Source organism: Streptomyces sp. V4I8 (assembly GCF_041261225.1).
Classification (GTDB): domain Bacteria; phylum Actinomycetota; class Actinomycetes; order Streptomycetales; family Streptomycetaceae; genus Streptomyces.
The window spans coordinates 7082345-7106621 of sequence record NZ_JBGCCN010000001.1; the positions used below are offsets into that span (position 1 = coordinate 7082345).

General features: G+C 70.6%; 21 protein-coding genes and 1 pseudogene. 19 read left to right on the top strand and 3 right to left on the bottom strand.

Annotated elements, in window-relative coordinates; translation table 11 throughout:
• Positions 1 to 315: 315 nt before the first annotated feature.
• The 5 genes from ABIE67_RS32305 to ABIE67_RS32325 all read left to right on the top strand — a co-directional run bounded on the left by ABIE67_RS32305 (position 316) and on the right by ABIE67_RS32325 (position 6235).
• A complete protein-coding gene (locus tag ABIE67_RS32305; RefSeq protein ID WP_370264914.1) occupies positions 316 to 3084 on the top strand; it encodes an alpha/beta fold hydrolase in 2769 nt (922 codons plus the stop codon).
• The gene (locus ABIE67_RS32310; RefSeq protein ID WP_370264915.1) at positions 3081 to 4013 is read left to right on the top strand and encodes an NAD-dependent epimerase/dehydratase family protein; all 933 of its coding nucleotides are present in this window, start codon (positions 3081 to 3083) and stop codon (positions 4011 to 4013) included. Before ABIE67_RS32305 ends, ABIE67_RS32310 begins: the two co-directional genes overlap by 4 nt.
• 7 nt (positions 4014 to 4020) lie before the next feature.
• The gene (locus tag ABIE67_RS32315; RefSeq protein ID WP_370264916.1) at positions 4021 to 4434 is read left to right on the top strand and encodes a nuclear transport factor 2 family protein; all 414 of its coding nucleotides are present in this window, start codon (positions 4021 to 4023) and stop codon (positions 4432 to 4434) included.
• Between the two features lie 20 nt (positions 4435 to 4454).
• A complete protein-coding gene (locus tag ABIE67_RS32320; protein WP_370269146.1) occupies positions 4455 to 5138 on the top strand; it encodes a 4'-phosphopantetheinyl transferase in 684 nt (227 codons plus the stop codon).
• 647 nt (positions 5139 to 5785) lie between these two features.
• A complete protein-coding gene (locus ABIE67_RS32325) occupies positions 5786 to 6235 on the top strand; it encodes a MarR family winged helix-turn-helix transcriptional regulator (protein ID WP_370264917.1) in 450 nt (149 codons plus the stop codon).
• Here ABIE67_RS32325 and ABIE67_RS32330 read toward each other — a convergent pair.
• Genes ABIE67_RS32330 through ABIE67_RS32340 form a run of 3 tightly spaced genes read right to left on the bottom strand, consistent with a single transcriptional unit; the run spans position 6219 to position 9819 of the window.
• A complete protein-coding gene (locus ABIE67_RS32330) occupies positions 6219 to 7301 on the bottom strand; it encodes a substrate-binding domain-containing protein (protein ID WP_370264918.1) in 1083 nt (360 codons plus the stop codon). The genes ABIE67_RS32325 and ABIE67_RS32330 overlap by 17 nt on opposite strands.
• A gap of 38 nt (positions 7302 to 7339) precedes the next feature.
• Positions 7340 to 8557, bottom strand: a complete 1218-nt coding sequence (locus tag ABIE67_RS32335) for an MFS transporter (protein ID WP_370264919.1) — start codon at positions 8555 to 8557, stop codon at positions 7340 to 7342.
• Positions 8558 to 8580: 23 nt separating this feature from the next.
• Positions 8581 to 9819, bottom strand: coding sequence for an ATP-grasp domain-containing protein (locus tag ABIE67_RS32340; protein ID WP_370264920.1), 1239 nt, complete (start codon positions 9817 to 9819; stop codon positions 8581 to 8583).
• A 207-nt stretch (positions 9820 to 10026) separates the two neighbouring features.
• On the opposite strand from ABIE67_RS32340, the gene ABIE67_RS32345 reads away from it, so the two are divergent.
• From ABIE67_RS32345 to ABIE67_RS32410, 14 genes and pseudogenes are all read left to right on the top strand, one after another.
• Positions 10027 to 10329, top strand: a complete 303-nt coding sequence (locus tag ABIE67_RS32345) for an urease subunit gamma (protein WP_370264921.1) — start codon at positions 10027 to 10029, stop codon at positions 10327 to 10329.
• Between the two features lie 29 nt (positions 10330 to 10358).
• On the top strand, positions 10359 to 10715 hold the full coding sequence (locus ABIE67_RS32350; protein WP_370269151.1) for an urease subunit beta: 357 nt from the start codon (positions 10359 to 10361) through the stop codon (positions 10713 to 10715).
• Positions 10708 to 12462, top strand: coding sequence for an urease subunit alpha (locus ABIE67_RS32355; RefSeq protein WP_370264922.1), 1755 nt, complete (start codon positions 10708 to 10710; stop codon positions 12460 to 12462). The genes ABIE67_RS32350 and ABIE67_RS32355 overlap by 8 nt, the downstream gene beginning before the upstream one ends.
• A gap of 94 nt (positions 12463 to 12556) precedes the next feature.
• On the top strand, positions 12557 to 15022 hold the full coding sequence (locus ABIE67_RS32360; protein ID WP_370264923.1) for a PEP/pyruvate-binding domain-containing protein: 2466 nt from the start codon (positions 12557 to 12559) through the stop codon (positions 15020 to 15022).
• Complete coding sequence (locus tag ABIE67_RS32365; protein WP_370264924.1) at positions 15012 to 16211, top strand: hypothetical protein; 1200 nt, start codon at positions 15012 to 15014, stop codon at positions 16209 to 16211. The genes ABIE67_RS32360 and ABIE67_RS32365 overlap by 11 nt, the downstream gene beginning before the upstream one ends.
• The gene (locus tag ABIE67_RS32370) at positions 16208 to 17896 is read left to right on the top strand and encodes an alkaline phosphatase family protein (protein ID WP_370264925.1); all 1689 of its coding nucleotides are present in this window, start codon (positions 16208 to 16210) and stop codon (positions 17894 to 17896) included. Before ABIE67_RS32365 ends, ABIE67_RS32370 begins: the two co-directional genes overlap by 4 nt.
• Positions 17881 to 18933 (top strand): hypothetical protein, encoded by a 1053-nt coding sequence (locus ABIE67_RS32375; protein WP_370264926.1) that lies wholly within the window; start codon positions 17881 to 17883, stop codon positions 18931 to 18933. Before ABIE67_RS32370 ends, ABIE67_RS32375 begins: the two co-directional genes overlap by 16 nt.
• The gene (locus tag ABIE67_RS32380; RefSeq protein ID WP_370264927.1) at positions 18930 to 19496 is read left to right on the top strand and encodes a hypothetical protein; all 567 of its coding nucleotides are present in this window, start codon (positions 18930 to 18932) and stop codon (positions 19494 to 19496) included. The genes ABIE67_RS32375 and ABIE67_RS32380 overlap by 4 nt, the downstream gene beginning before the upstream one ends.
• Positions 19493 to 20035, top strand: coding sequence for a deoxycytidine triphosphate deaminase (locus ABIE67_RS32385; RefSeq protein WP_370264928.1), 543 nt, complete (start codon positions 19493 to 19495; stop codon positions 20033 to 20035). Before ABIE67_RS32380 ends, ABIE67_RS32385 begins: the two co-directional genes overlap by 4 nt.
• A gap of 1 nt (position 20036) precedes the next feature.
• On the top strand, positions 20037 to 21038 hold the full coding sequence (locus ABIE67_RS32390) for a fatty acid desaturase family protein (protein WP_370264929.1): 1002 nt from the start codon (positions 20037 to 20039) through the stop codon (positions 21036 to 21038).
• Entirely contained in the window at positions 21022 to 22044 is a 1023-nt protein-coding gene (locus ABIE67_RS32395) for a DUF6001 family protein (protein ID WP_370264930.1), read from the top strand. Before ABIE67_RS32390 ends, ABIE67_RS32395 begins: the two co-directional genes overlap by 17 nt.
• 33 nt (positions 22045 to 22077) lie before the next feature.
• The gene (locus ABIE67_RS32400) at positions 22078 to 22608 is read left to right on the top strand and encodes a DUF6031 family protein (RefSeq protein WP_370264931.1); all 531 of its coding nucleotides are present in this window, start codon (positions 22078 to 22080) and stop codon (positions 22606 to 22608) included.
• Position 22609: 1 nt separating this feature from the next.
• Positions 22610 to 23839 carry an aspartate aminotransferase family protein gene (locus ABIE67_RS32405; protein WP_370264932.1) on the top strand — a complete coding sequence of 410 codons (1230 nt, stop codon included), beginning with the start codon at positions 22610 to 22612 and terminating at the stop codon, positions 23837 to 23839.
• A gap of 82 nt (positions 23840 to 23921) precedes the next feature.
• Positions 23922 to 24230: pseudogene (locus tag ABIE67_RS32410) on the top strand (type II toxin-antitoxin system RatA family toxin); the annotation flags it as partial.
• Positions 24231 to 24277: the final 47 nt, after the last annotated feature.

A 24277-nucleotide genomic window follows, 5' to 3' on the forward strand; every position in this document is an offset into this window, starting at 1 on the left:
TGGACGGTCTACTCTGTCATAAACCTGCACAATTCATATCTGCCGAGCTGGTCGGCGCCGCCTCGCTGGCAGCTCTCTGTCAAATCGCGCCCCCGCCCTTCCTGTGGCGCACGGCACACGGGACACTCGTCTGTTTATTTGAATCTCAAACCAATTTGAGGCCGGGTCGCCATTACCGTTGCAGGAGCACATCGGGGGTGGTGTGTCAGCAACCTGCAAGAGGTGGCCGCAACAGGCCTTTCCCGCGTCCCGGAAGAATTCTGGCGCCTACAGTTCCCATGTGTTTTCGTTCAGGATTATATTCCGGAGCATTCCTTGAAGAAATCACTGTCGAACAACTCCCCGATATCGAACATCACGGCCCTGCTCACCCGAGCCGCGCAGAACAACGCGGAATCCGGGCTCACCTACTGCCTCGGCGGTGCCGACGCCCCGCACGAGTTCCAGAGCTATCCCGAGCTCCTCCGGGAAGCCCGCCTCCTCCACTCCGCCCTGCGCGCCCACGGCCTGGCCCCGCGCGACAAAGTGGTCCTGATCCTGGAACGGCCACGGCATTTCCTCACCGCCTTCTGGGCCTGTGTGCTCGGCGGGTTCGTGCCGTGCCCGGTCTCCCCTCAGCGCGGCGACCCGACCCGCTGGGCCGCCCAACTCGCCCATGTGAACACCCTGCTGGACCAGCCACTGGTCCTCACCGACGCCTCCCTGGCCGCCGAACTGCCCGCGACGGACGGGCTCCGGGTCGCCGCCATCGAGTCGCTGCACGCGGTGGAGCCGGCCGACGCGCCGCACCGGGCGGCCCCCGAGGACACCGCCGTGCTCGTGCTGACGTCCGGGTCGACCGGCAACTCCAAGGCGGTTCGGCTCAGCCACGCCAACCTGCTCGCGTCGATGGCCGGCAAGAACGGCTACCACCGGCTCACCGCCGCCGACACCACCCTCAACTGGGTCTCGTTCGACCATGTCGCCGCCCTCCTCGAATGCCATCTGCTGCCCCTGTACACGGGCTCCCAGCAGTGCCACGCCGAGCCGTCGGCCGTCCTCGGTGAACCTGTCGAGTTCCTGCGGCTGCTCTCCCGGCATCGGGTGACGGCGACCTTCGCGCCCAACTTCCTGCTGGGACTGCTCCTTTCGGCCGACCTCGGAGCCGAACCCCTGGAGTTGTCCGCGCTGCGGCACCTGGTCAGCGGCGGTGAGGCCGTGCCCGGCGCCACCGGCCGTGCCTTCCTCGACCGCTTCGCGCCCTACGGCCTCGCCCCCGACCTCCTCTGGCCCGCCTTCGGGATGACCGAGACCTGCGCCGGCAGCATCTACAACCTGGGCTTCCCCGAGGCGGACCGCGACCAGGAGTTCGCCGCGGTCGGCACGCCCGTCGAAGGGCTGCGCATCCGGGTGGCGGACGAACACGACAGGGCGCTGCCCGACGGCGAGGTCGGCGAACTCCAGCTGTCCGGGCCCATGATCACGACCGGATACCACAACAACCCGCAGGCCACCGCCGACGCGTTCACCGCCGACGGCTGGTTCCGCAGCGGTGACCTCGGCACGATCACCGGGGGCCGCCTCACCCTGGTGGGACGCAGCAAGGACAGCGTCATCGTCAATGGCGTCAACTACTTCAGCCACGAGATGGAGAGCGCGCTCGAACAGCTCGACGGAGTGGCCCGGTCCTACGTCGCGGCCTTCCCCACCCGCCCGGCGCACAGCGACACCGAGCAGCTGGTCGTGGCCTTCCACCCCGAGGTCCCGGACGGCGACGAGGCCGCACTGCACCGCGTGCTCACCGCCGTACGCAGCACTGTCGTGGCGCACTGGGGTTTCCGGCCGGGCCTGATCCTGCCCCTGGACAAGGACGCCTTCCCCAAGACCAGCCTGGGCAAGATCCAGCGGGCGTTGATGCGGCGGCGCCTCGAATCCGGTGGGTACGACGCCACGGTGCGCTCGGTGACCGAGCTGGTCGAGCGCGTGCTCGGCGGGCACACGGAGCCCGAGGGCGCCACCGAGCGGGTGCTCGCCGGGATCTACGCCGAACTGTTCGGCATGGCACCGGGCTCGGTCAGCGCCACCGCCAACTTCTTCGACCTGGGCGGCACCTCACTCGACATCCTCCGCCTGCGCAGCAAGGTGGCCCAGCGGCTCGACGCACCCGGGCTCCAGGTCATCGACCTGCTGACCGCCCCCACCGTCCGCACCCTCGCCGCACGACTCGCCGAGCGCACCCGCCCAGGCGCCCCCAAGGCGTACGACCCTCTGGTGCCGATGCAGCCGAGCGGGACCAAGACGCCCCTGTTCTGCGTCCACCCCGGCGTCGGCGAGGTCCTGGTCTTCGTCAACCTCGCCAAGTACTTCACCGGCGACCGGCCCTTCTACGCGCTGCGCGCCCGGGGCTTCAACGAGGGCGAGAAGCCGTTCGTCACCTTCGAGGAGATGGTCGACACCTATGTCACCGCCATCCGCGCCCGCCAGCCGCACGGCCCGTACGCGATAGCCGGCTACTCCTACGGCGGCGCGGTGGCCTTCGAGATCGCCAAGGTCCTCGAGTCCCAGGGCGAGCGGGTCGACTTCGTGGGCAGCTTCAATCTGCCGCCGCACATCAAGTACCGCATGGAAGAGCTCGACTTCGTCGAGACGGCGGCCAACCTGGCCTTCTTCCTCGCCCTCATCGACAAGAAGCAGTCCCTCGAACTGCCCGCACGGCTGCGCGGCCTGCCGCGCGCCGAGCAGCTGGCGCACTTCCTCGAGATCGCCCCGGAGCGCCGCCTGCGTGAACTCGACCTTGACCTGGCCAAGTTCGGAGCCTGGGCGGAGCTCGCGGACCGCCTCACGGACCTGGGCCGCACGTACGAGCCGAGCGGATCTGTCCGCTCGATGACCGTCTTCTACGCCACCCCGCTGCGCGGCACCAAGGAGGCCTGGCTGGCCGACGAGCTGCGCCGATGGGACGAGTACACGACGACGGACAACCGGTACATCGAGGTGCCGGGCGAGCACTACACCCTGATGGGCCCGCGCCATGTGGCCGAGTTCCAGGCCGTTCTGCGCCAGGAGCTGGACCGGGCGATGGGCGACGGCGAAGGAGAGCAGTGAAGGGCCGAAAGATACTGATCACCGGCGGTACCGGGCAGGTCGCGCGCCCGGTGGCCGAGGCGCTGGCCGCGGAGAACGAGGTCTGGTGCATCGGCCGGTTCGGCACACCGGGTGTGGAGCGGGAGCTGCGCGAACGGTCCGTCACCACCTGGCGATGGGACATGGACGAGGTCTCCGGCGACCCGCTGCGGGGCCTGCCCGACGACTTCACGCATGTGCTGCACTCGGCGGTGCGCCGCGGCGACGACGGCGACTTCAACGCCGTGGCCGAGATCAACGCGGTCGCCACGGGGCGGCTGATGAGTCATTGCCGGCGTGCCGAGGCCTTCCTCTACGTGTCGACCGGGGCGGTCTACAAGAAGCAGACGCTCGACCACCAGTACACCGAGAACGACCCGGTGGACGGCGTCGCGGACTGGCTGCCCGCCTACCCGGTCGGCAAGCTCGCCACCGAGGGCGCGGTCCGCGCCTTCGCCCAGGTGCTCGGCCTCCCCACCACCATCGCCCGCCTCAACATCGCGTACGGGCCCGGCGGTTACGGCGGAGTGCCCATGCTGTACTTCGAGCGGATGCTCGCCGGTGAGCCCATCCCGGTGCCGCGCACCGGCCAGAACTGGTGCTCCCCGCTGTACACCAGTGACCTGGTGGCGCAGGTGCCCCGGCTGTGGGAAGCGGCCGCGGCCCCGGCGACGCTGGTCAACTGGGGCGGCGACGAGGCGGTCGGCATGACCGACTGCGTGCGCTACCTGGAAGAGCTCTCCGGTGTCCCGGCCAGGCTCGTCCCGAGCGATGTCACGCGCGAGACCTACCAGTTCGACCCCACGCTGCGGCGGCGCCTGACCGGGCCGTGCGCGGTGAGCTGGCGCGACGGCATCCGCCGCACGCTCACCGCACACCACCCCGGACACGTGAAGCCCGAGGAGAGCTGAGCAGACGATGGACAACCTCGACGTCGTACACGCCGCCTACCGCGCCTTCCACGCCCGTGACGTGGCGGCCCTGCTCGCCACCCTGGACCCGGGGGTCGAGTGGGTGCACCCCGAGGGGATGCACCAATACGGCCTGGGGGGCACCAAGGTCGGGCACGCGGGAGTGCGGGAGTTCCTGGCCCGGGTGCCCGCCGTGATCGGCGGAATGCGGCTGCACCCAAGGGAGTTCGTGTGCTCGGGCGACCGGGTGGTGGTCTTCGGCGTACGTGACGTGACCTCGCTGAGCGGGCACACGGAGACGCTCGACTTCGTCCACTCCTGGACCCTGCGAGGGGGCCGCGCCGTACGGATGGCGGACATCTTCGACACCCTCCGGTTCGGGCGGCTCATCGAGACCGGCACGGGGACCGAGCTGGGATGAGCGAGTGGGGCGCCGACGGCGTGATCGCACAGATACTGCCCCGTGAGGTGGCCGCGGCGGGATCGCGTGCCGACGCCCCCGAACGGGAACTCTTCCCCGAGGAGCGCGCCCTGATCAAGGCGGCCGGGCCCAAGCGCAGGGCGGAGTTCACCACCGCCAGGGTCTGCGCCCGGCGCGCGCTGGCCCAGCTCGGCATCGCCGCCGCACCGATCCTCACCGGTGCCCAACGGGAACCGCTGTGGCCGCAGGGCGTCGTCGGCAGCCTCACCCACTGCGCCGGCTTCCGTGCCGCGGCGATCGGCCGTACGGCGCAGTTCGTCAGCATCGGCATCGACGCCGAGCCCGACGAGCCGCTGCCCGAGGGGTTGCTCGGACACATCAGCCTGCCGCGGGAACGAGCACAGCTGGCACGGGGGGAGGGCCCGCACTGGGACCGCCTGCTGTTCAGCGCCAAGGAGTCCGTCTACAAGGCGTGGTTCCCGCTCGCCCGCCGCTGGCTGGGCTTCCACGACGCGGCGATCACGCTGGAACCCGACGGAACGTTCGACGTCGACCTGCTCGTGCCGGGCCCTGTCAGCCGGTTTCGCGGCCGCTGGCTGGCGCACGACGGCCTGATCGTGACGGCCATCGCGAACAGGACAGCCCCTGACCGCTCCGAAGGTTGCCGAGGAGCCGGTCAGGACCCCTTCCCTAACACTCGATGATGTTGACCGCGAGCCCGCCCCGCGCCGTCTCCTTGTACTTCACCGACATGTCGGCGGCTGTTGATCATGGGCTTGACCTGCGGATTTGGCGTGAGCAGGCTCGCCTTGAGCCACGTCAGGGACTTTTCAGGGACTTCTTGCCGAGGGCTGACTACAAAGTATCCGATGGTGCGTAACACGCCTGCGGGAGTCGGGTCGTTGTGTTCGTACAGGCATCGATCCCTTCGTCGGACCCCGCACTCGTCATGCGTAGGTCTCGGGTTCGAATCCCGGAGGCGGCTCCGAGGTGAACCGCAGGTCAGGTCGCTGACCTGCGGATTCTTCGTTTTCTTGACCTTGGAATGTGCGTGCCCAGGGCTTCTTGTGACTGTGTATGGAATGCGTAGGTCGGAGTTTCACTCCACGGCAGGTGTCGGATCGGTGCTTCTCGTCCCGCATCCCGGTCGGTGTTGTCCCGGCACACTACTTCACCTGTGAAGAGCCGGACTCAAAAGAAAGCATCCTGATGCCGGAAGGATTCCCAGGTCTACCGTGGTGCCGGCGGGAGCGGACGGTGACCAAATCATTCCATTGGAAAGTACTGTGCGGGGCGGTAGTGTCGGTGCTGTGAGTTGTGCGTCAGCGGCCCCGCGGAGGAGAGGTTGACCGTGTCGCCGGAGTTGCCCCGCGATCTTCCGCAACTGCTCAGCAGCGCGGAGCGGTTGATGACCCGCCGACTGGCCGCCGCGCTGGAGGCCGAGGACTGTTCCGTCGAGGAGTGGCGGGTGCTGTCGCTGCTCTCGGACGGGCGCGGGCACGCCATGTCCGATGTCGCCGAGTACGCGCTGATGCCCGCGCCGAGTCTCACCAAGCTGGTCGACCGGCTGGTCTCGGCGGCGTTGGCCTACCGTCGCAAGGACCCGGGGGACGGGCGCCGTGTTCTGCTCTATCTCTCCTCGCGCGGCCGGACACGGCACCGGGCCGTCGGCGCGCTGGCACACCAGGCGGAGGCGCAGGTGCTGGACGGGCTGGCCGGTGTGCGGGAGCTGGCGGACGGGCTGTCACGGCTGGAGTTCCTGCTGGGGCGTGCCCCGGAGCAGGTCAGAGCTGAGCGATGATATCGAAGTCCAGGGCGTCGGCCCGGGCGAGGTAGAGCCGTTGTTCGAGGTGGTTGCCGCGCAGTCGCAGCGCACCGCGCGGACCCTCGTAGGAGATCGTCTCCTCCGGTCCCGGCGAGTTCGGCACGGTTAACGACCCGCGGTGGGCCGCGAGCGCACCGAGCAGCAGGATGCCCTCGAAGCAGGACTCGCCCAGGCTTCCGGCGACCGGGGCCTCGTATCCGAACCTCCGGGCGTAACGGTGGCTGAAGGACAGGCTCTCCGAGGTCATCAGCGAGTCGAAGTAGCCGGCCGTCGCCCACAGTCCCTCGGCCGCCTCCGCGCCGGTGGCGAGCAGCAGGTTCTCGTCCATGTGGGTGCTCAGCCGGACGCAGCGCTGGTGCAGACCCGCCGCGGTGAACGCCCGGTTGAAGCGCACCGCGTCGTCCCCGAGCAGCAGCATCAGCACCGCGTCCGCCCCGCCGGCCTCGATCCGGCGCATCGCGGGGCCGTACTCCTCGGTGTCCAAGGGGATGAACAGTTCGTCCACGACGCTGCCTCGGCACTCGCGGGCGAACCGGCGGGCCGTGCGTGCGGTGACCCGGGGCCAGACGTAGTCGCTGCCCACGGTGCACCAGCGGCGGGCGCCCGTGGCCTCGGCGAGCAGCCGCATCGCCGGGGCCAGTTGCTGGATGTCGGTCTCCCCGGTGAGGAACACGCCGGGGGTCTCCTCACCGCCCTCGTACTGGGCGGTGTAGATGTAGGGCACCCGGTGCGCGATCCGCGGTGCCAGGGCCTGGCGTACCGCGGAGGTGTGCCAGCCGACGACCGCGTCGACCGCACCGAGCGCGACCAGGCCCGCCACCTCGTCCGCGACCTGCCGCGGTTCGGCACCGCCGTCCACGACGACCAGCCGGACCTCCCGGTCCAGGATGCCGCCCGCGGCGTTGAGTTCCTCCACGGCGAGCTGCGCCGAGAGTTCGCAGGCGGGGCCGAAGATCCCGGCCGGGCCGCGCAGGGGAATCACGAGCGCTACGAGCAGCAGGTCCCGTCGGTCCGAACACAGTTGTGCTGCCGTCGAGTGCACGGGGCACCTCCGGGGGGTCTCCACAGGTGACGTCGAGTTCAACCCCGGCGCCCTTGCAGAGGATCTCCTGCCTCCGCGGAGCCTAGACCGGTGTACGGGACTTCACAATCATCGGAGGTCTGACCGGCCCGCCCGGCCCGGGGCAGCAAGTAGTACAGGGCGGGCGCACTGACCACCATCAGCACGGCGCACAGCAGCCAGGGAAGCGTCTGGTGCTGTCCGTAGGCGTACACGCCCGCGGCCGGTCCGACCGCATACCCGACGGTCTGGCACATGCTCAGGAAGGACAGGTAGACGGGTTCCTGGGAGGGCGGGGCCGCCTCGGTGGCGAAGGCGGCGGCGACCGGGGTCATGAGGACCTCTCCCAGGGTCCAGCTCAGCACTCCGACGACCAGGACGGGCAGCGAGATCCCGACGAGGTTGACCGCGTACCCCGCGCAGACGCAGACGGTGCCGAGGATCAGGGGGGTGCGGCGCTGCCAGCGTGCGGTGTACCGGGAGAGCGGCACCTCGACCAGGATCACTGCCACCGCGTTGAGGGTCAGCAGCCAGCCGTAGACATCGGTGGTGTAGCCCGCCTCACGGACCGCCAGGGCCAGTACTCCGGTCTGCTGGGCGTAGACCAGGGAGGCCACGCTCAACACCACGGCGGCGGCCGCGAACTCAGGGCTCACTCTCGCCCGGACCCCCACGTGTTTCGGGCCCGATTCCGTACGAGGAGTCGTCCGCGGCAGTGGCAGGACCAGGAGGGTCGCCACCGTGGCGGCGAGACCGTTGCCGATCAATACGGCCGCGGGGGACCAGGACAGCAGCAGGGCGCCGAACACCGGTCCCGCGGCGGCCCCCACGTTGAGGCACAGGCGGTAGACCGCGAACATGGCCACCCGGCGCTCGGCGGTGACCTCGGTGCCCACCACGGTCTGCGCGAGCGGGGAGTAGGCCTGCACGCCGGCGGAGACGACGGCGGCCAGGGCGACGGTGGGCCCGAAGTCCTGGAGGGCGGCGCAGGCGAACGCGCTGACCGCGGTCGCCGTCCCGGCCAGCAGCAGCGCCGTACGGACCCCGAGGCGGGCCGCCACCGGCCCGGCGGCCGCGGCACCGAGCACGCCCGCCGTCGCGACCACGATCAGCGCGACGGTTATCTGCCGTGTCCCGTAACCCCGCTCCGCCAGCACCAGGGTGAGGAACAGGACGAAGAAGCCGCCCAGCCGGCTCACGAAGATACCGAGGCAGACCAGCGCGATCGGCTTGGTCATCCCGTCGGTGTACTGGGCAAGCCTCACTCCGACTCCAGCTTGACCAGGATTGTCTCCGCCGCGGTGGTGGCGGCCGCCAGCGCGGCGGTGCTGTCGGGGCCGGTGGCGGTGACGTAGCCCAGACGGTCGTTGTTGTTGGTCGGCGGTGCCAGGACGTCGCCCGGGCCGACGTACAGGGCGACCTCCTCCACCCCCGGCACGGCGCGGGCCCGCTCGACGCCCTCGATGGCGACCACCCGGCCGCCGGGGCTGGGGAGGAAGACGATGGCCGCTCCCCGGGCCGGCTCCGGGATCCGGTCGGGCGGGGTGCCGAGGTACATCTCGACCAGCAGCTCGGTCGGGTCGACGTCGAGGGCGCGGTTGAGGAGATGGGTGATGCGGTCGCCCGCGGGACGGCAGTTCACCTCGATCAGCTTGGGTCCGTCGGCGGTGAGCATCAGTTCGATGTGTCCGGCTCCGAAGACGTACCCGATGGCTTCCAGGGCCGCGGTGGCGATCTTGCGGCACTCCTGTTCGAGACCTGGTTCGAGTACGGCGGGCAGGGCGTGCCCGGTCTCGTAGAACGAGGGCGGCGGCACCGTCTGCTTCTGCGTGATCGCGAGGAAACGGGTGACGCCGTCGAAGGTGAGGGTCTCCAGGCTGATCTCGGGGCCCTCCAGGTACTCCTCGATCAGGATCTCCTCGGACATCCGCTGGTCACGCTGGTTGTGCGTGACCTGGTGCAGCGCTGCGACGTGGGACGCCACCTCGTCGGGGCCGTTGCATAGCCGCACCCCGTAACTGCCGCCGTAGTCGACCGGCTTGACGATGCAGGGGAAGCCCTGGGCGACGGCGGCAGCGGCGGCTGCCTCCGGGGTCAGGGCCACGGCGAAGGCCGGCACCGGGACGCCCGCGCGCGAACATGCCTCGCGCTGCAGGGACTTGATCCGGGCGGCCCGCACCGAGTCGGGAGCCTGACCCGGCAGGCCCAGGCGGTACGCCGACTCCGCGCCGCTGATCATGTGCCACTCGCCGACCGAGATGAGCGCGTCCAGCCCCGGGAGCAGCGGGCGCAGCGCGGCGACCACCTGGTCCGGATCGTTGGTCTCGGTGCCGACCACGTCGTCGATCAGGCCGGTGTCCAGCTGGAGTTGGCCCGGCAGGAGGTATGCGTCGATGTCGCGGGTGACGAACGTGACGCGGTGCCCGGCGCGCTTGGCGGCGGCGATCGCCTCGTAGCCGCTTCCGGTGGTGTTGGTCTCCAGGAACGCGATGTGCGCCATGTGTGCCTCTCGGTTGCCCCTGGGCTTGAGGGGATGCGAGGAGATGTTTCCTGAACGAACTATTTTCTCGATGGGGAGTTACTGTCAACAAGCCCAAGTTTCCAGGAAGTTACGTTTACTGGGAGTGTCATTGAATCGTTGACATGAATTCCGGCGCCCAAATACTTTCTGGGAGAAGTACTCCTGATCGGGAACGGTTGTGTATCCATGCGACTGACCGCACGAGAGCAGGAACGTCTGCTCGTCCACGTAGCCGCCGAGGTGGCGCTGCAGCGCAAGGAGCGCGGTGTGGCGCTCAACCACCCGGAGGCGATCGCCGTCCTGACCGCGCACATCCTCGAAGGCGCGCGGGACGGGCGGACGGTGGCGGAGCTGATGAAGTCCGGGCGTGCGGTGCTGACCAGGGGAGATGTGATGGAGGGCATCGCGGAGATGATCCACGACGTCCAGGTGGAGGCGACCTTCCCGGACGGTACGAAGCTGGTCACCGTGCACGGGCCGATCGCGTGAGCGCGGGGGAGGGGCCGGACCGCGCGCCCCTGATACCCGGCGAGGTCCTGCTGGGTGAGGGTGACGTCGAACTGAACCGGGGCCGTGCGGTGACGGTGGTGGCGGTGGTCAACGCGGCGGACCGGCCGGTGCAGGTCGGGTCGCACTACCACTTCGCGGAAGCGAATCCGGGCCTGTCCTTCGACCGGGCGGCGGCCCACGGGAAGCGGCTGAACATTCCGGCCGGCACGGCCGCGCGGTTCGAGCCCGGCGTGCCCGCAGAGGTGGAACTGGTCCCGCTGGGCGGGCGCCGTGAGGTGTTCGGCCTGCGCGGCGAGACGAAGGGGAGCCTCGATGACACAGGCTCTGAGCGTCAGGACGCCACGAAGGGGAACCTTGATGACTGACCGTCAGAATGCCGGAGCCAGAGTCGCGTTGACGGTGCCACGCACGCGCTACGCCGACTTGTTCGGGCCCACCGCCGGAGACCGGATCCGGCTCGCGGACACGGATCTCCTGATCGAGATCGAGCGGGACCTGAGCGCGGGCGGGGACGAGGCGGTCTTCGGCGGCGGCAAGGTGATCCGCGAGTCGATGGGACAGTCCCGGGTCTCGCGGGCGCAGGGGGCGCCGGACACGGTCATCACCGGTGCGGTCGTACTGGACCACTGGGGCGTGATCAAGGCCGACATCGGCATCCGCGACGGCCGGATCACCGCACTGGGCAAGGCGGGCAACCCGGAGACCATGGACGGAGTCCACCCCGGCCTGGTGATCGGCCCGGAGACCGAGATCATCGCGGGCAACGGGCGGATCCTGACCGCCGGCACCGTCGACGCGCACGTCCACTTCGTGTGTCCACAGAGCGCGACCGAGGCACTGGCGGCAGGGACCACCACCATCATCGGCGGCGGGACCGGCCCGGCCGAGGGCAGCAAGGCGACCACCGTCACGCCCGGCAGCTGGCACCTCGCCCGGATGTTCGCGGCGCTGGACGACTTCCCGGTCAACATCGGGCTCCTCGGCAAGGGCAACACCACATCCGCCGCCTCGATGCGGGACCAACTGCGCGCGGGCGCGGTGAGTTTCAAGATCCATGAGGACTGGGGGGCGACCCCGGCCGTGATCGACGCCTGTCTGGAGGTGTGCGAGGAGTCGGGCGCGCAGCTGGCGATCCACACCGACACGCTCAATGAAGCGGGTTTCGTGCAGGACACGCTGGCCGCGATCGCCGGACGGGGCGTGCACGCCTACCACACAGAAGGGGCGGGCGGCGGGCACGCCCCGGACATCATCACCGTCGTCTCGCAGCCGAACGTCCTGCCCAGTTCCACCAATCCGACCCGGCCGCACACCGTCAACACCCTCGACGAGCACCTGGACATGCTGATGGTGTGCCACCACCTCAGCCCGCGTGTTCCGGAGGACCTGGCGTTCGCCGAATCGCGGATCCGGCCCTCGACCATCGCCGCGGAGGACGTGCTGCACGACCTGGGCGCGATCTCGATCATCAGCTCGGACGCCCAGGCGATGGGCCGGATCGGTGAGGTGGTGCTGCGCACCTGGCAGACCGCCCACGTGATGAAGCGCCGCCGCGGCTCCCTGCCCGGAGACGGGCGCGCGGACAATCTGCGGGCACGCCGTTACGTCGCCAAGTACACCATCAACCCGGCCGTGGCCCAGGGCCTGGACGCCGAGATCGGCTCGGTCGAGCGGGGCAAGCTCGCCGATCTGGTGCTGTGGAACCCGGCGTTCTTCGGGGTCAAACCGGAACTGGTGATCAAGGGCGGCCAGATCGCGTACGCGCAGATGGGCGATGCCAACGCCTCCATCCCCACTCCGCAACCCGTCCTGCCCCGCCCGATGTTCGGCGCCCACGGCCGCGCCCCGGCCGCCGGCTCGCTGAACTTCGTCACCGAGGCGGCCCTGGGTGACGGGCTGGCCGAGCGGCTGGCCGGGCAGCTGGGCATCGGCAAGGAGTTCACTGCGATCCGCTCCACCCGCGGCGTCACCAAGGACCACCTGCACGAGAACACCGCCAGGCCCGAGGTCACCGTCGACCCCGACACCTTCACCGTCCGCATCGACGGCGAGGTGGCCGAAGCCCACCCGGCCACCGAACTCCCCATGGCCCAGCGCTACTTCCTCTTCTGACTCTTCTGGACCGGCCTCTCTGATTCTGACTCTTCCGGTCCGGCCTCTCCGAGTTCCGATCCGGCCCTCGCCGAGCCCCCTGCAAGGAGTGCTGATGATCCTTACCGGAAGCGAGATCGCGCGGGAACGCACGAACCAACGCATCACCATCGAGCCGTTCACTCCTGAGCAGGTCAATCCGAACAGCTACAACTTCCGGCTCGGCAGCCGACTCAGGGTCTACTCGGAGATGCCGCTCGACCCGCGCCGGGAGAACGCCTGCGTCGACATCGAGATGACCACCGACGGCTACGTCCTGGAGCCGGGCCGGCTCTACCTCGCCCACACCCAGGAGGTGCTGGGCAGCCGCCACTACGCGCCGACCTTCGCCGCGCGCTCCTCCGTGGCCCGGCTCGGGCTGTTCATCAACCTCTCCGCCAGCCTGGGGGACATCGGCTACGAGGGGCAGTGGACCCTTCAGCTCTACACGATGAACCGGATGCGGGTGTACCCGGGCATGACCATCGGCCAGATGATGTGGTGGCGCCCGCAGGGCGAGATCGAGCTGTACGACGGCAAGTACCAGGGCGCTGTCGGCCCTCGCTCCAGCGACATCCACAAGGACTTCGACCGGCAGCTGTCCCGGCAACGGCTGCCCGGGCTCGGCACCGACGCGGATCCGGCAGACGTCGGCCACAAGTTCGCCTCGCTCGCCGAGGCTTCCCGGACGTTCCGGGTACCGACCGCCTTCGCCGTCCCCGCCGGTGAGTTCGTCCAGGCGATCGGCCCCGCGGCCCGCGGCGCGCTCGGCGCCCTGTTCGAGGAGATGCGGGCCACGGTCGGCGCGTTCTTCACCGAGGTCACGGCCGGGATCGAGGCGGCTGTGGCGGACCTGGACATGTCCCAGGACCTGCGCGACCTGCTCACCGCCCGGCTGGCCGACGTGTTCGGTGATCCGCAGGAGGCCGAGTTCGCGGTCCGCTCCTCCGGACTCGCCGAGGACGGCACCAGCAGCAGCCTGGCCGGGATCCATCGCAGCGTGCTGGGCGTGCGTGGGGCCGACGGGGTGATCGCGGCCGTGGAGGAGTGCTGGCGCTCCCACTACGCGGGCTCGGCGGTCGCGGCCCGGGTACGGGCCGGGGACTTCGACCCGGAACCCCGGCTCGCGGTGATCGTTCAGCGGCTGGTACGTCCGAGGCTGGCCGGTGTGGCCTTCACCGGGCTCGACAGTGCCTCGGACGTCGTGGAGATCGAGTACACCGAGGGGCTGGCCGAGGAACTGGTCGCGGGAGTGGCGGTGCCCATGCGGGCCTCGGCCGTCCCCGGCGACGTGCTCGACGAGCCGGTCCTGCAGGAAGTGGCCGACACCTGCCGCAAGTTGCGGGACCTGCGCGGCTGCGAGGTGGACGTGGAGTGGGCCGCCGACGCCGAAGGCCTGCACATCGTCCAGGTGCGACCGGTGACCGCCCGCCGGTCGGTCGGTCAGGGCGGTGCACCGGCCGGAATCTGGTCCACCAGGCTCTACTTCGAGGACCCGCCCGCCGGCACGCACCTCGGTGACGTCGCCGAGGTGTACGCCGGGTACACCGCAAAGCGCGGTCCAGCGCACCGGCTGGCCGAGGAGCTCGGCCTCGCGGTCGGCGCCGGCTGGCTGATCGGCTTCACCGCACGGAACCTGTCCACCCCCGAGGCCCGGGAGCGGATCCGGCACCTGCTGGCGACCGGCGCCGGCACCGAGTGCGTCCTGGACTTCGGCGCCACGCTGCGGCAGATCGTGCTCCCCAAGGACCAGGTGCCGGACCGGCTCGACGAGATCACCCGCGGCGCGTCGGCTGCGGACCAGCCGCAGGCGGTGGTGGTACGGGACTTCATCCGCGGCGAACTCGGCCTGATCACCCGCCGGTCCGGGACCGACCTGCTGGTCGAGTACACCCCCGACGGACTGCTCGCCCTCAACCGCGGTACGGCGGGCGCCCGTTCGTTCGTCTGGACCCCCGAGGGCGGGGAAGGCGACGTACCGCCCGATCTGGTCCCCCATCTGGAACGGATGGCGGCTTTCACCGGCCGTATGCACGACCGGTACGGCGACGCCACGGTGGAGTGGGTGTTCGCCGACGGTGTGCCGTACTTCGTGGACTACTCGCTGCTCGCCGGAGACATGCTGTCCGGTGAGCGCGGCACGCTGGTCTCCGCGGGGTCGGCGCGCGGACCGCTGCTCTCGCTGGCCGACGACGAACTGCTCGGCCGGCTCTCGGTCGGTCCCGCGGTGAGCGTGGACCGCAGCAAGGACGTCACCGAGCACACCGAGATCACCCGTCTGCTGGAGAAGATCCAGGCCATGCCCGCCCCGCCGGTGGTGCGGGTGGGCCGCCCCTACGCGGTGCTCTCGGTCCTGATCGGGGCGGTGGCCGGCTTCGTCTTCGAGGAGGGCTCGGTCCTCTGCCATCTCGCCATCCTGCTGCGCGAGGCCAAGGTCCCGGCGCTGGTCGCGGACCTCGGCGCGCTGCCGGACGGCGGCGAGGCGGTCATCAGCGACGGCGCGATCACCGTTGCCGGAAGGAGCATCGAGGATGAGCACTGACCAACGAGGCGCCTGGGTCGTACTGGGCGGAGTCCACCTGATCAACGGCACCAGGCAGCGGGCCGACGACGACCCGATGGTCCTGGTGCGGGTGGCCCCGCTCGAGGAGGTCCGGCCGAGCACGACCGTGGTCGTCCGCTGGGAGGAACTCGGCACCTGCGAGGCGGTGGCCCTCACCAGCGACGGCCGCCTACTGGGCAGGGCTCTCACGCAGGGTGAGGAGTTGTTCCGGGACGGTCTCGCCGGTCCCGGCCTGCGGCCCCTGGTGGGCTCGGCGGGATCGGCTCTGGTACCCCTGTGCTACCTGTCCGAACACCCCGGCGGCGGCTACCACGCGTATGCGCAGATCCGCGCCCACGCCGAGGACGCCTGCTTCGTCCGCAGTACGGCGGAACCGGTCGGCCGCAGACCGGTGAACGAACTCGACTGGCTGAAAGACGTCCTGACGGCACATCAGCGATTCGTGCTGCCGCTCGGCAACCATCACCTCTACTTCCGCAACCACTTCAAGTGCACCGAGCTGGAGTACAAGTACACCCTCGACCCGGCCCCGGACATCTGGGAGGCCGGAATGGAGGTGCTGCGGGCGCTGCGGGACGGCGAACTGCCCGGCTGCCGGCCGGAGTACCGCGAGGACTTCCAGATCTGGTACTACGACAACCATCTCTTCGACGTCCTCGGTCCCGAGTCCGAGCGCGGCTACGCCTCCTTCATCCCCTCCTACGACGGCAAGAACATCCTCAAGCGCAAGTGGTTCGCCGAGGACTCCTTCGCCCGCAGGGAGGAACTCACCCACGGCGTGGACGTCGCCCCCGAGGGCTTCGCCGACCATCTCGCGGAGGAACTCGGCCTGACCGTCCGGGCCATGCCGCCGTTCCGGCGAGTCCGCTACGACGTCCAGTGCGAGTCGATGCGGACCGGACACATCTACGGCATCTTCTTCGACCACTGCCGTCTGCTCGACGCGCCCGACGTGGTGCTGTCGCAGTGCGAGGTGGAGTACCTCCGTTCCCGCAACGTCCTCGACCACGAGGAGGGCGAGGTGGTGGCGGAGATGGACCGCGTCGACGCGTGGGTGCGCGGATTCCTCGCCGACCGCGGCTGGGCCAAGGAGCGCTCCTTCTACTCCAAGCGCAGCTTCCTGCGTGATGTGGTGGCCGCCCGGCCGGAGCTGGAGCCCCGCCGGTGACGGTGTACTGGCTGGTCTGGGATGCGGCGGCCCACTGGATCGTGGAGCGGCTGACCGCGCAGGGTGCACTGCCCCACACGGCCCGGCTGCGGGCCGCCGGGATCAGCGCGGCGGCGCGTCCGCCGGCCCCCAACTGCCAGACCCCGCCTTCGCTCGCCACGCTGTTCACCGGCACCTGGCCGGAGCGGCACGGTGTCACCGGCTTCCGGATTCCCGGCACCGGCGGCACGGTCGAGGAGTCGTCGGACGCCTTCGCGCCGGGCCGATGCACCGCGCCGACCGTGTGGCGGACGGCCGCCGAGGCCGGGCTGCGCACCGCGGCCGTGCACGTGCCCTGGACGATCGGCGCCGACGGACAGGCGGAGCCGGGCGTCGACGTGGCGGTGGAGGCGTACAGCGACCGGATCGACCGGCAGGCCGCGCTGCCGCTCACCGGTGGTCACCAGCACTTCGCGGTCGGCCCCCACCCGCTCGACGTGGCGCCCGAGGGCGACCGGATCCGGGTCGGCTGTGAGGACCGCTCTGTGACGCTGGGCGAGCGGGACACGCAGTGGCGGCCACTGCGACTGGGCACGGACAGCGGAGTCTGGCTGCGCATGGTCGCTACCGGCGGGCAACGGGTACTGCTGCGGACCGGCGCTTGGCGGCCGAGGGTGGTGGGCCAGGACCGTACGCTGACCGAGGCGCTCACCGGGGGAGAGGGGCTGCCTGTCTTCGCCGGGGAAGGCATCGGCCCCACCTACCGGGCGGGGCTGCTCGGACCGCGGCTCGTGGACGGCGGCGACGGCTCGGCGGAGGACCTGTTCCTCTCCTCGGTGGCCTGCGTGCACCGCTCCTTCGAGGCCCCGGCGCGCACGGTGCTGGCGCGGCACACCGCCGCCCTGGTCGTGATCTATCTGCCCACCACCGACGACCTGGGCCACGAACTGATCGGCTGGTGCGATCCGAAGAGCGCCGCGCACCGTCCGGACGCTGCGGAGCAGATCTGGCGCCGCGTCAGAACCTGCTACGGATGGGCGGACCGGCTGCTCGGAGAGGTACTCGACCGCGCCGGCGAACAGGACACCGTGCTGCTCGGCGCGGACCATGGGATCGCCGGTACGGCCTGGACGGTGCACCCCAACGAGGCACTGATCGCGGCCGGACTCGCGGCCCGGACTCCCGACGGAGCCCTCGACCCCAGGCGGTCCTCGGTGCTCTACCACCCGGCGGGCAACGGCTCCCTCTGGGTCAACCACCAGGATCTGCCCGGGGGACTGGTCCCGCGCTCCGCCGCCCGCGCGCTGCTGGACCGGGCCGAGTCGGTGCTGCGTGCCGTGACCGAGCCGGGCGGAGGCCGACCCGCGACCGCCGGATTCGCCCCCTCGCCGGGCGGCGACCCGGCGGTGGTCCGCCATGTGCTGTTCGACCCCGACTTCCTGCCCACGGCCGCGCTCCGGCCCGACCGTGCACCGGTCGTCCCCTCCCACAAGCCCGGCGCGCACATCACCAACAACGGCGACCCCCGACTGCACGCGGTGTTCGCGGCGCGAGGCCCAGGGCTGTCGCCCGGCGTCGACCTCGGAACCGTCGACAACACCGTCCCGGCCCAAGTAGCCCTGCGCCAACTCGGATTGAGCCCGGACGACCGTTCCCGTCAGTCACTCTCCGACCCCACTGCGAGGCGTGTGTGCACCGCTACCTGAACTTCCTCGACACCACTCTGCACCTCGACATCGACGGCGAGGCGGAGAAGGCCTTCGAGCCGGTGGCCCGCTTCTTCCGCCACACTCTGGCCGACCGGCCGACGAACGAGCCCACCTTCCACATCACCTTCGTCCCCTACGACCCCGCCGCCCGCCCCCCGTCCGGCCGTCCCGTGGTGATCCGGCAGAGCACGGCCCCGGAGTTCACCTTCCACGCGCTGCTGTCCCGGTACGACGACCGCCTCGTCTACGCCAATGAGCACACCCGGCTGGACGTTCCCGTGGACGCCTCGGCGGACCAGCGGTTCGAGGCCGGCATCACCGACGGATCCGTGTGCCAGCTGATGGACTTCATCCGGGACCTGGTCATCCGCACCGAGGAGACCCGCGGCACCGTCGTCCTGCACGCCTCCGGGGTCCGCCGTGACGGGCGTGCCTACGCGATCGCCGGTCCCAAGGGCGCGGGCAAGACCACCACCCTGATCTCGGTACTGAGCCGGCCCGGCTGGCAGTACTTCACCGGCGACAAGCTGTTCTGCCGGATCGAGGACGGCGTCATCACCGCCACCCCCTGGCGCGACTACCCCTACGTGGGCGCCGGGACGCTGCGCGAACACCCGGCGCTGGTCGACTGGGTGCGCAACAACACGGGCCTCGACCCCGCCGAACTGCCGGACCGCAGGAAGCTGTTGCTGGACGCGGACGCCTTCGAGGCCTGGCTGGGATCGGAGTTCACCCCCGAGCCGCACCGGCTGGCCGGAATCCTGCTCCCCGAGGTCCGCCCCGGCGAGCCGTTCGCGGCCGAGCGCGTCGAGGAGGAACCCGCGCGCTGGATGGAGCTGAACCGGATCGTGGACCGCGCCGTCGACACCACGTTCTTCGGCTGGCAGCACTACCTGGTACCGGACTACGCGGCCTTCTACGCGACCTTGTCGGCGATGCGCCCCTACCTGGCCGACCTGGCCGGCCTGTCGATGGTTCGCCTGACCGGCACCCTGGACGTGGACCTCGACGCGGTGCTGGCGGAGGCGTCATGAGATCACCTCAGCTGCGGATCGCGGTGATCGGGCACTCCGGCAGCGGCAAGTCCACCTGCGCGGCGGTGCTGCGGGAGTACGCCGCCGACCAGGGTCTCGGCTTCGCCCGGATCGCGCTGGCCCGGCCGCTGTACGAACTACAGGACCGCGTCTACGCCACCGCGGGAGCCCCGCTCCGGGCGGGCGCCCAGGACCAGGTGCTGATGGAGGACCTGGCGGGCCATCTGCGCCGGCTCAACCCGCGCGCCCTGGCCGACGACTTCGCGGCCCGGCTCGCCGTCTGCCCGGCCGACCTCGTGGTCAACGACGACCTGCGCGATCCCGTGGTCGACGCCCCGGCGTTACGGGCGCTGGGCTTCCGGATCCTGCGGATCACGAGCGCGGAGCAACTACGGCTCGGCCGGCTGGCCGCCCGGGCCGACCTCACCCGCGCCGACGGCTCGACGCGGGACCTGGACCTGATCGAGCCGGACGTCGTGATCGACAACAGCGAGGACCTGGCCGCCTACCGGTCGGCGATCCATGCCACCGTCCGTTCGCTGCAGGGGAGTTGTGCACCGTGATCCTCACCGGTCCGGAGATCGCCCGTGCGGTGGCCGAGGGCGAGATCCACATCGACGACTTCGACCCCGCCCGGCTCGAACCCAACTCCTACGGATTCCGGCTGGCCCCCGAACTCCTGGTGTACGAGCGGGAGATGCTGGACAGCCGACGCGCCCCGGGCTGCAGCACCATCACCATGGACGCCGCCGGAGTGGTGCTGGAGCCCGGTCGGTTCTACCTCGGCAGCACCATGGAGGTCATGGGCAGCCCGCACTACGCGGCCACCCTCTACGCCTGCCGCTCGGTCTCCACCCTCGGCGTGTGGATCCAGTTCTCCGCCCCGCTCGGGCACAGCGGCGCGCTCTTCCCCTGGACGCTGGAGATCACCGTCGCCAACCCGGTCCGGCTCTACCCGGGGATGTGCATCGGCAAGCTCGCCTTCTGGGCCATGCAGGGCGAACCGCTCCTCTACGACGGCAAGTACACGGGTTCGACTTCGGCGGTCGCCTCCCGGCTCAGCGAGGACCTCGCCGTCCTTCCCGCGACGAAGGGAAGCTGAGATGGCATCAGGAACGGGTGCCCCGGAGCGGCTGCTCGGCATTGCCGAACTGCGCGAGCTGTCCCGGCGCAGGCCCGGGCGGGCCGCACTCGCCGTCGCCCGGCAGTGGGCGGTGATCCTCGCGGCCGCGGCGGGAGCGGTGTACTGGGACCGCTGGTACGGATATCCGCTCGCCATCGTGGTCATCGCGACCCGCCAGCACGCGCTCGCGGTGCTGATGCACGACGGCGCGCACCGGCTGCTGTTCGCGGACCGCAAGGTGAACGACCTGGTCAGCGATCTGCTGCTGGCCTTCCCCCTGTTCATCAGCACCACCCTGTACCGACGGCACCACCTGGAACACCACCGCTACCTCAACACGGACCGCGACCCCGACTACGACCCGACCGCGATCGACAACACCACACGCGACTGGATCCGGCTGTTCGCGGCGGACGCGGTCGCGCTGAACATCGTCAAGACCGTCGGCACCCTGGACCAGTTCTCGCTGCTCCCGGTCCTGCGCGGGGACCGCACGGTGGCGCAGGCGATGGGCCGTGCCCGGTGCGCCCTGTTCCTCGGCGGGCTCGGCGCACTGGCGGTGGTTCTGGTGGCGACCGGGTGGTGGCTGCCGTATCTCCTGCTGTGGATCGTGCCGATGATCACCGCCCTGAGCATGATCCTGCGGCTGCGCGACATGGCCGAGCACGTCGGATGCGAGGAGGACTCCGGGATCGGCGGTACCCGATCGGTGCTTGCCGGAGCCCTGGAACGTGCCCTGTTCTCCCCGTGCAGGATCAACTATCACCTGGCGCACCACCTCTATCCCAGCGTCCCCTGCTACAACCTGGCCGACCTGCACCGCCGACTGATGGAGCACCAGGCCGTCCGCGGCCAGGCCCGGATCTCGCACTCCTACCTCTTCGGCCCGTCCAGCGTGCTGCGACACGTCGCCGAGGCCCGCGCGCTGCGGTACGCCACCCCCACCCCACGGATCGAGGAGCCCGATGGCCATCACGCCTGAGACGCGACTGCGCCACGTCGACACCTTCCTGGCCTCGCGCGGACTGACCCTCGACGGACTGGAGAGCCTGCTGACCGGCAGGACCGGCCCGGCCCGCCACTTCCTGCTCACCAGCTCCCCGGTGCATGGGCTCGCCAACGCCACCAGCGACGTGGACTTCATCCGGATCCAGCCCGAACCGATGGCGGGGGCGCGGATGGCGACCCAGCTCTTCGAGGGCCCCAACCACCTCGAAGCCATCTCCTTCGCCGAGGAGGAGGCCGCCGCGGCGCTCGCCGACCTGCGCGCGCTGGCGGACGCCGATCCGCGTCGGTCAGTGCTCGCGTATCGCCGCTGGGACAAACAGCACGAGCTGCGCCGCAAGTACCTGGAGCGGATGGTCAACGGCGTGTCCCTGGACCGGACCCTGCCGTATCTGGACCACCTGCCCGAGCTGGCCCGGCTGTGGAAGTGGTCCTCCCTGCACACCGCCACCGAGCAGGTGCTGTTCCTGTCGCTGGCCGAGACCGCCGGTGAACGCCGCGGGCGGGTGGGGTACGCGGTCAACGCGCTGCTCCATCTGATGGACGCCGTGCTCTCGCACCACCTCGACGTCTACTCCAACCGCAAGTGGTTCCTGCTGCGCTGGACCCGCTTTTGCGAGCAGCACGGGACGGAGCCGGTCGTGGCCGCCGTAGACGCGCTGCGCACACCCGTTTCCGAGGCGCTCGCGGGCAAGGACGGCGGCCCGCTGGCTCCCGCCCTGACCGCCCTGCTCACCGAGGTCTACGCCGCCGCCGGTGAGGGACACACGCCGACGCTCGCCGTGGAACCCGTCGGCGAGCCGGTCCGGCAGCGTTTCCTGCCCGGAGCCGACATGCTGCTGGGCGCGAGTACCGCCTTCCTCGGCCAGGACCCGCTGCCCACCGGCGAGATCCCCTTCGCCGATCTGCCGGAAGGCGTCGGAGCCCCCGCCGACCTGCTGCGCGCCGCCCGAGCCGGCGCGGTGACGCTGCTTCCGGTCTGACCGTCCGTCGCATTCACCTGCTGAAGGAGCCTGATGGAACTCGCCCTCTTCCCCGGCGTGCGGGCCGGCCGGGGCCTGCCCCCCGAGGCCGCGGTCCGGGCCTGGGCCACCGTGGCCTGGCTGATGTCCGTCGACGGCCGTGCCTACGTCGAAGACCTCGAAGGCGGCGTGGAACAGCCGCAGTTGCGCCAGGTCGTCAAACTCCGGCTGCTGGAGCTGCTGTCCGAGATGGACACCCGGCTGACCGGAGCCGAACCCGCCGGGGAGGGGCACCAGCTCGCCCTGGCTCTGGAGTACGGCCTGCACGAGGTCTGCCAGGCGACCGGCCCGGAGCTGGCCCAACTCTTCGCCCTGGACCAGGAGTTCGGTGGCGGCGACGCCGACGACACCGGAGTGCGTGAGCTCTGGGACGGGCTGTGCGAGGCCTTCCCCGGGCAGATCCCCGACCCGCTGGTGGCCAGCGGACAGAGCGAGGTGCTGCGGGCCCTGCGGAACTGGTCCAAGCTGTGCACCGCGGCCGGCACCGACGCCGCGTTCCTCGAACCGTTCCTCAAGGACGCGTGAGATGGGGTTCGTCGAGCGCTACGGCGCCGCCTTCGGCCGTTCCAAGGCCCTGCTGCTGCGCATGTCGGGGCTGCTGGCCGCCGAGCAGGAGGCCCAGGGCGCCTGGATCGGCGACACCGGCGGGCGCCGCTGGCTGGACTTCGGGTCCTTCGGCGTCCATCTGATCGGCCACCGGCACCCGGGGATCGTGGCGGCGGCACGGGACCAGCTGGAGCACATGGGGCTGTCGGGGAAGGTCCTCGGCAACGCCGAGGCGACCCGGTGCGCCGAGGCACTGATCGACGTCGCACCCGCCGGCCTCGACCAGGTCGCCCTCGCCAACAGTGGTGCCGAGGCGGTCGAGATGGCGATGAAGATGGCCGCCCTGTCCACCGGCCGCACCGAGTTCGCCGCGCTGCGCGGCTCGTACCACGGCAAGACCGCGGGCGCCCTGCACCTGTCCGACACCTACACGGTGCGCTCACCGGTGCCCCTGGCGGCGAAGGCGCACTTCCTGGAGCCGGGGGACATCGACCAGGCACGCCGGGTGCTCGCCCGGGGAACGGTCGCGGCGGTCTTCGCCGAACCGGTCCGGGGCGAGGGCGGGGTGCTGCCGGTCGACCCGGACTACCTCGCCGCCCTGCGCGACCTGTGCGACGAGAGCGGCACCCTGCTCGCACTGGACGAGATCCAGACCGGCCTGGGCCGCTGCGGCCGGATCTGGCGCTCGGCCGACGACTGCCCGCCGGACCTGCTGCTGGTCGGCAAGGCTCTGGGCGGCGGCCTGGTCCCGACGGCCGCGGTCGTGTACTCCGGCGCCCGGATCGGCGGCGCGGCCGGCGACCCCGTGGTGCTGGCCTCCTCCTTCGCCGGCGGCGCACTGGCCGGGCGGGTCGGCGCCGCGGTGGTCGAACTGGTCCGCCAGGACGGCTTCCTGGACGACGTACGCAGGCTCGGCGAGTCGGCCCGCAAGGGGCTCGGCGAGCTGCTCGGCACCGACCCGAGGATCCGCGAGATACGCGGAGAGGGACTGATGATCGGGCTCGACACGGCCTCACCCGGCATCGCCGGCCAGATCCTCCTGGAGGCCGCCAAACGCGGTGTCCTGCTCAGCTTCTGCCTCAGCGCCCCGCAGGTCCTGCGGGTCTATCCCCCCGCGGTGATCGGCCAGGACGACCTCGACCGGGGGCTCGAAACCATCGCCGCCGCGGTCGCCGCCGTATCCGACATGCCCGCAGCCCACCACAACTGACCTACCGCCACACTTCGAGAGGGGCCGCACCGTGCCCGTAGTCCGTACCGAGGTCGAGATCGACGACGCCCCACTGGAGCATGTGTGGACCGTACTGTGCGATTTTGAGGCACACGCGGGCTACATGGACGACGTCCTCGGCATCCGTTTCCTGGAGCGCGGGGAGGGCACGGCGCTCAGCTCCTGGCGGGTCCTGCTCAACGGCAGCGAGCTGACCTGGGACGAGCGCGACGTCTTCACCCCCATGCGCCGGATCGACTTCGACCAGACCGACGGGGACCTGGAGGTCTTCCGCGGTTTCTGGGAACTGCAGGAGACCCCGACCGGTGTGCGGGTAGTCCTGGAGATCGAGTTCGACATCGGCATCCCCTCGCTCGCCGCGGTCCTGGACCCCATCGGCATCCAGGCCATCGAGTCCAACTCCCGCAGCATGCTGGC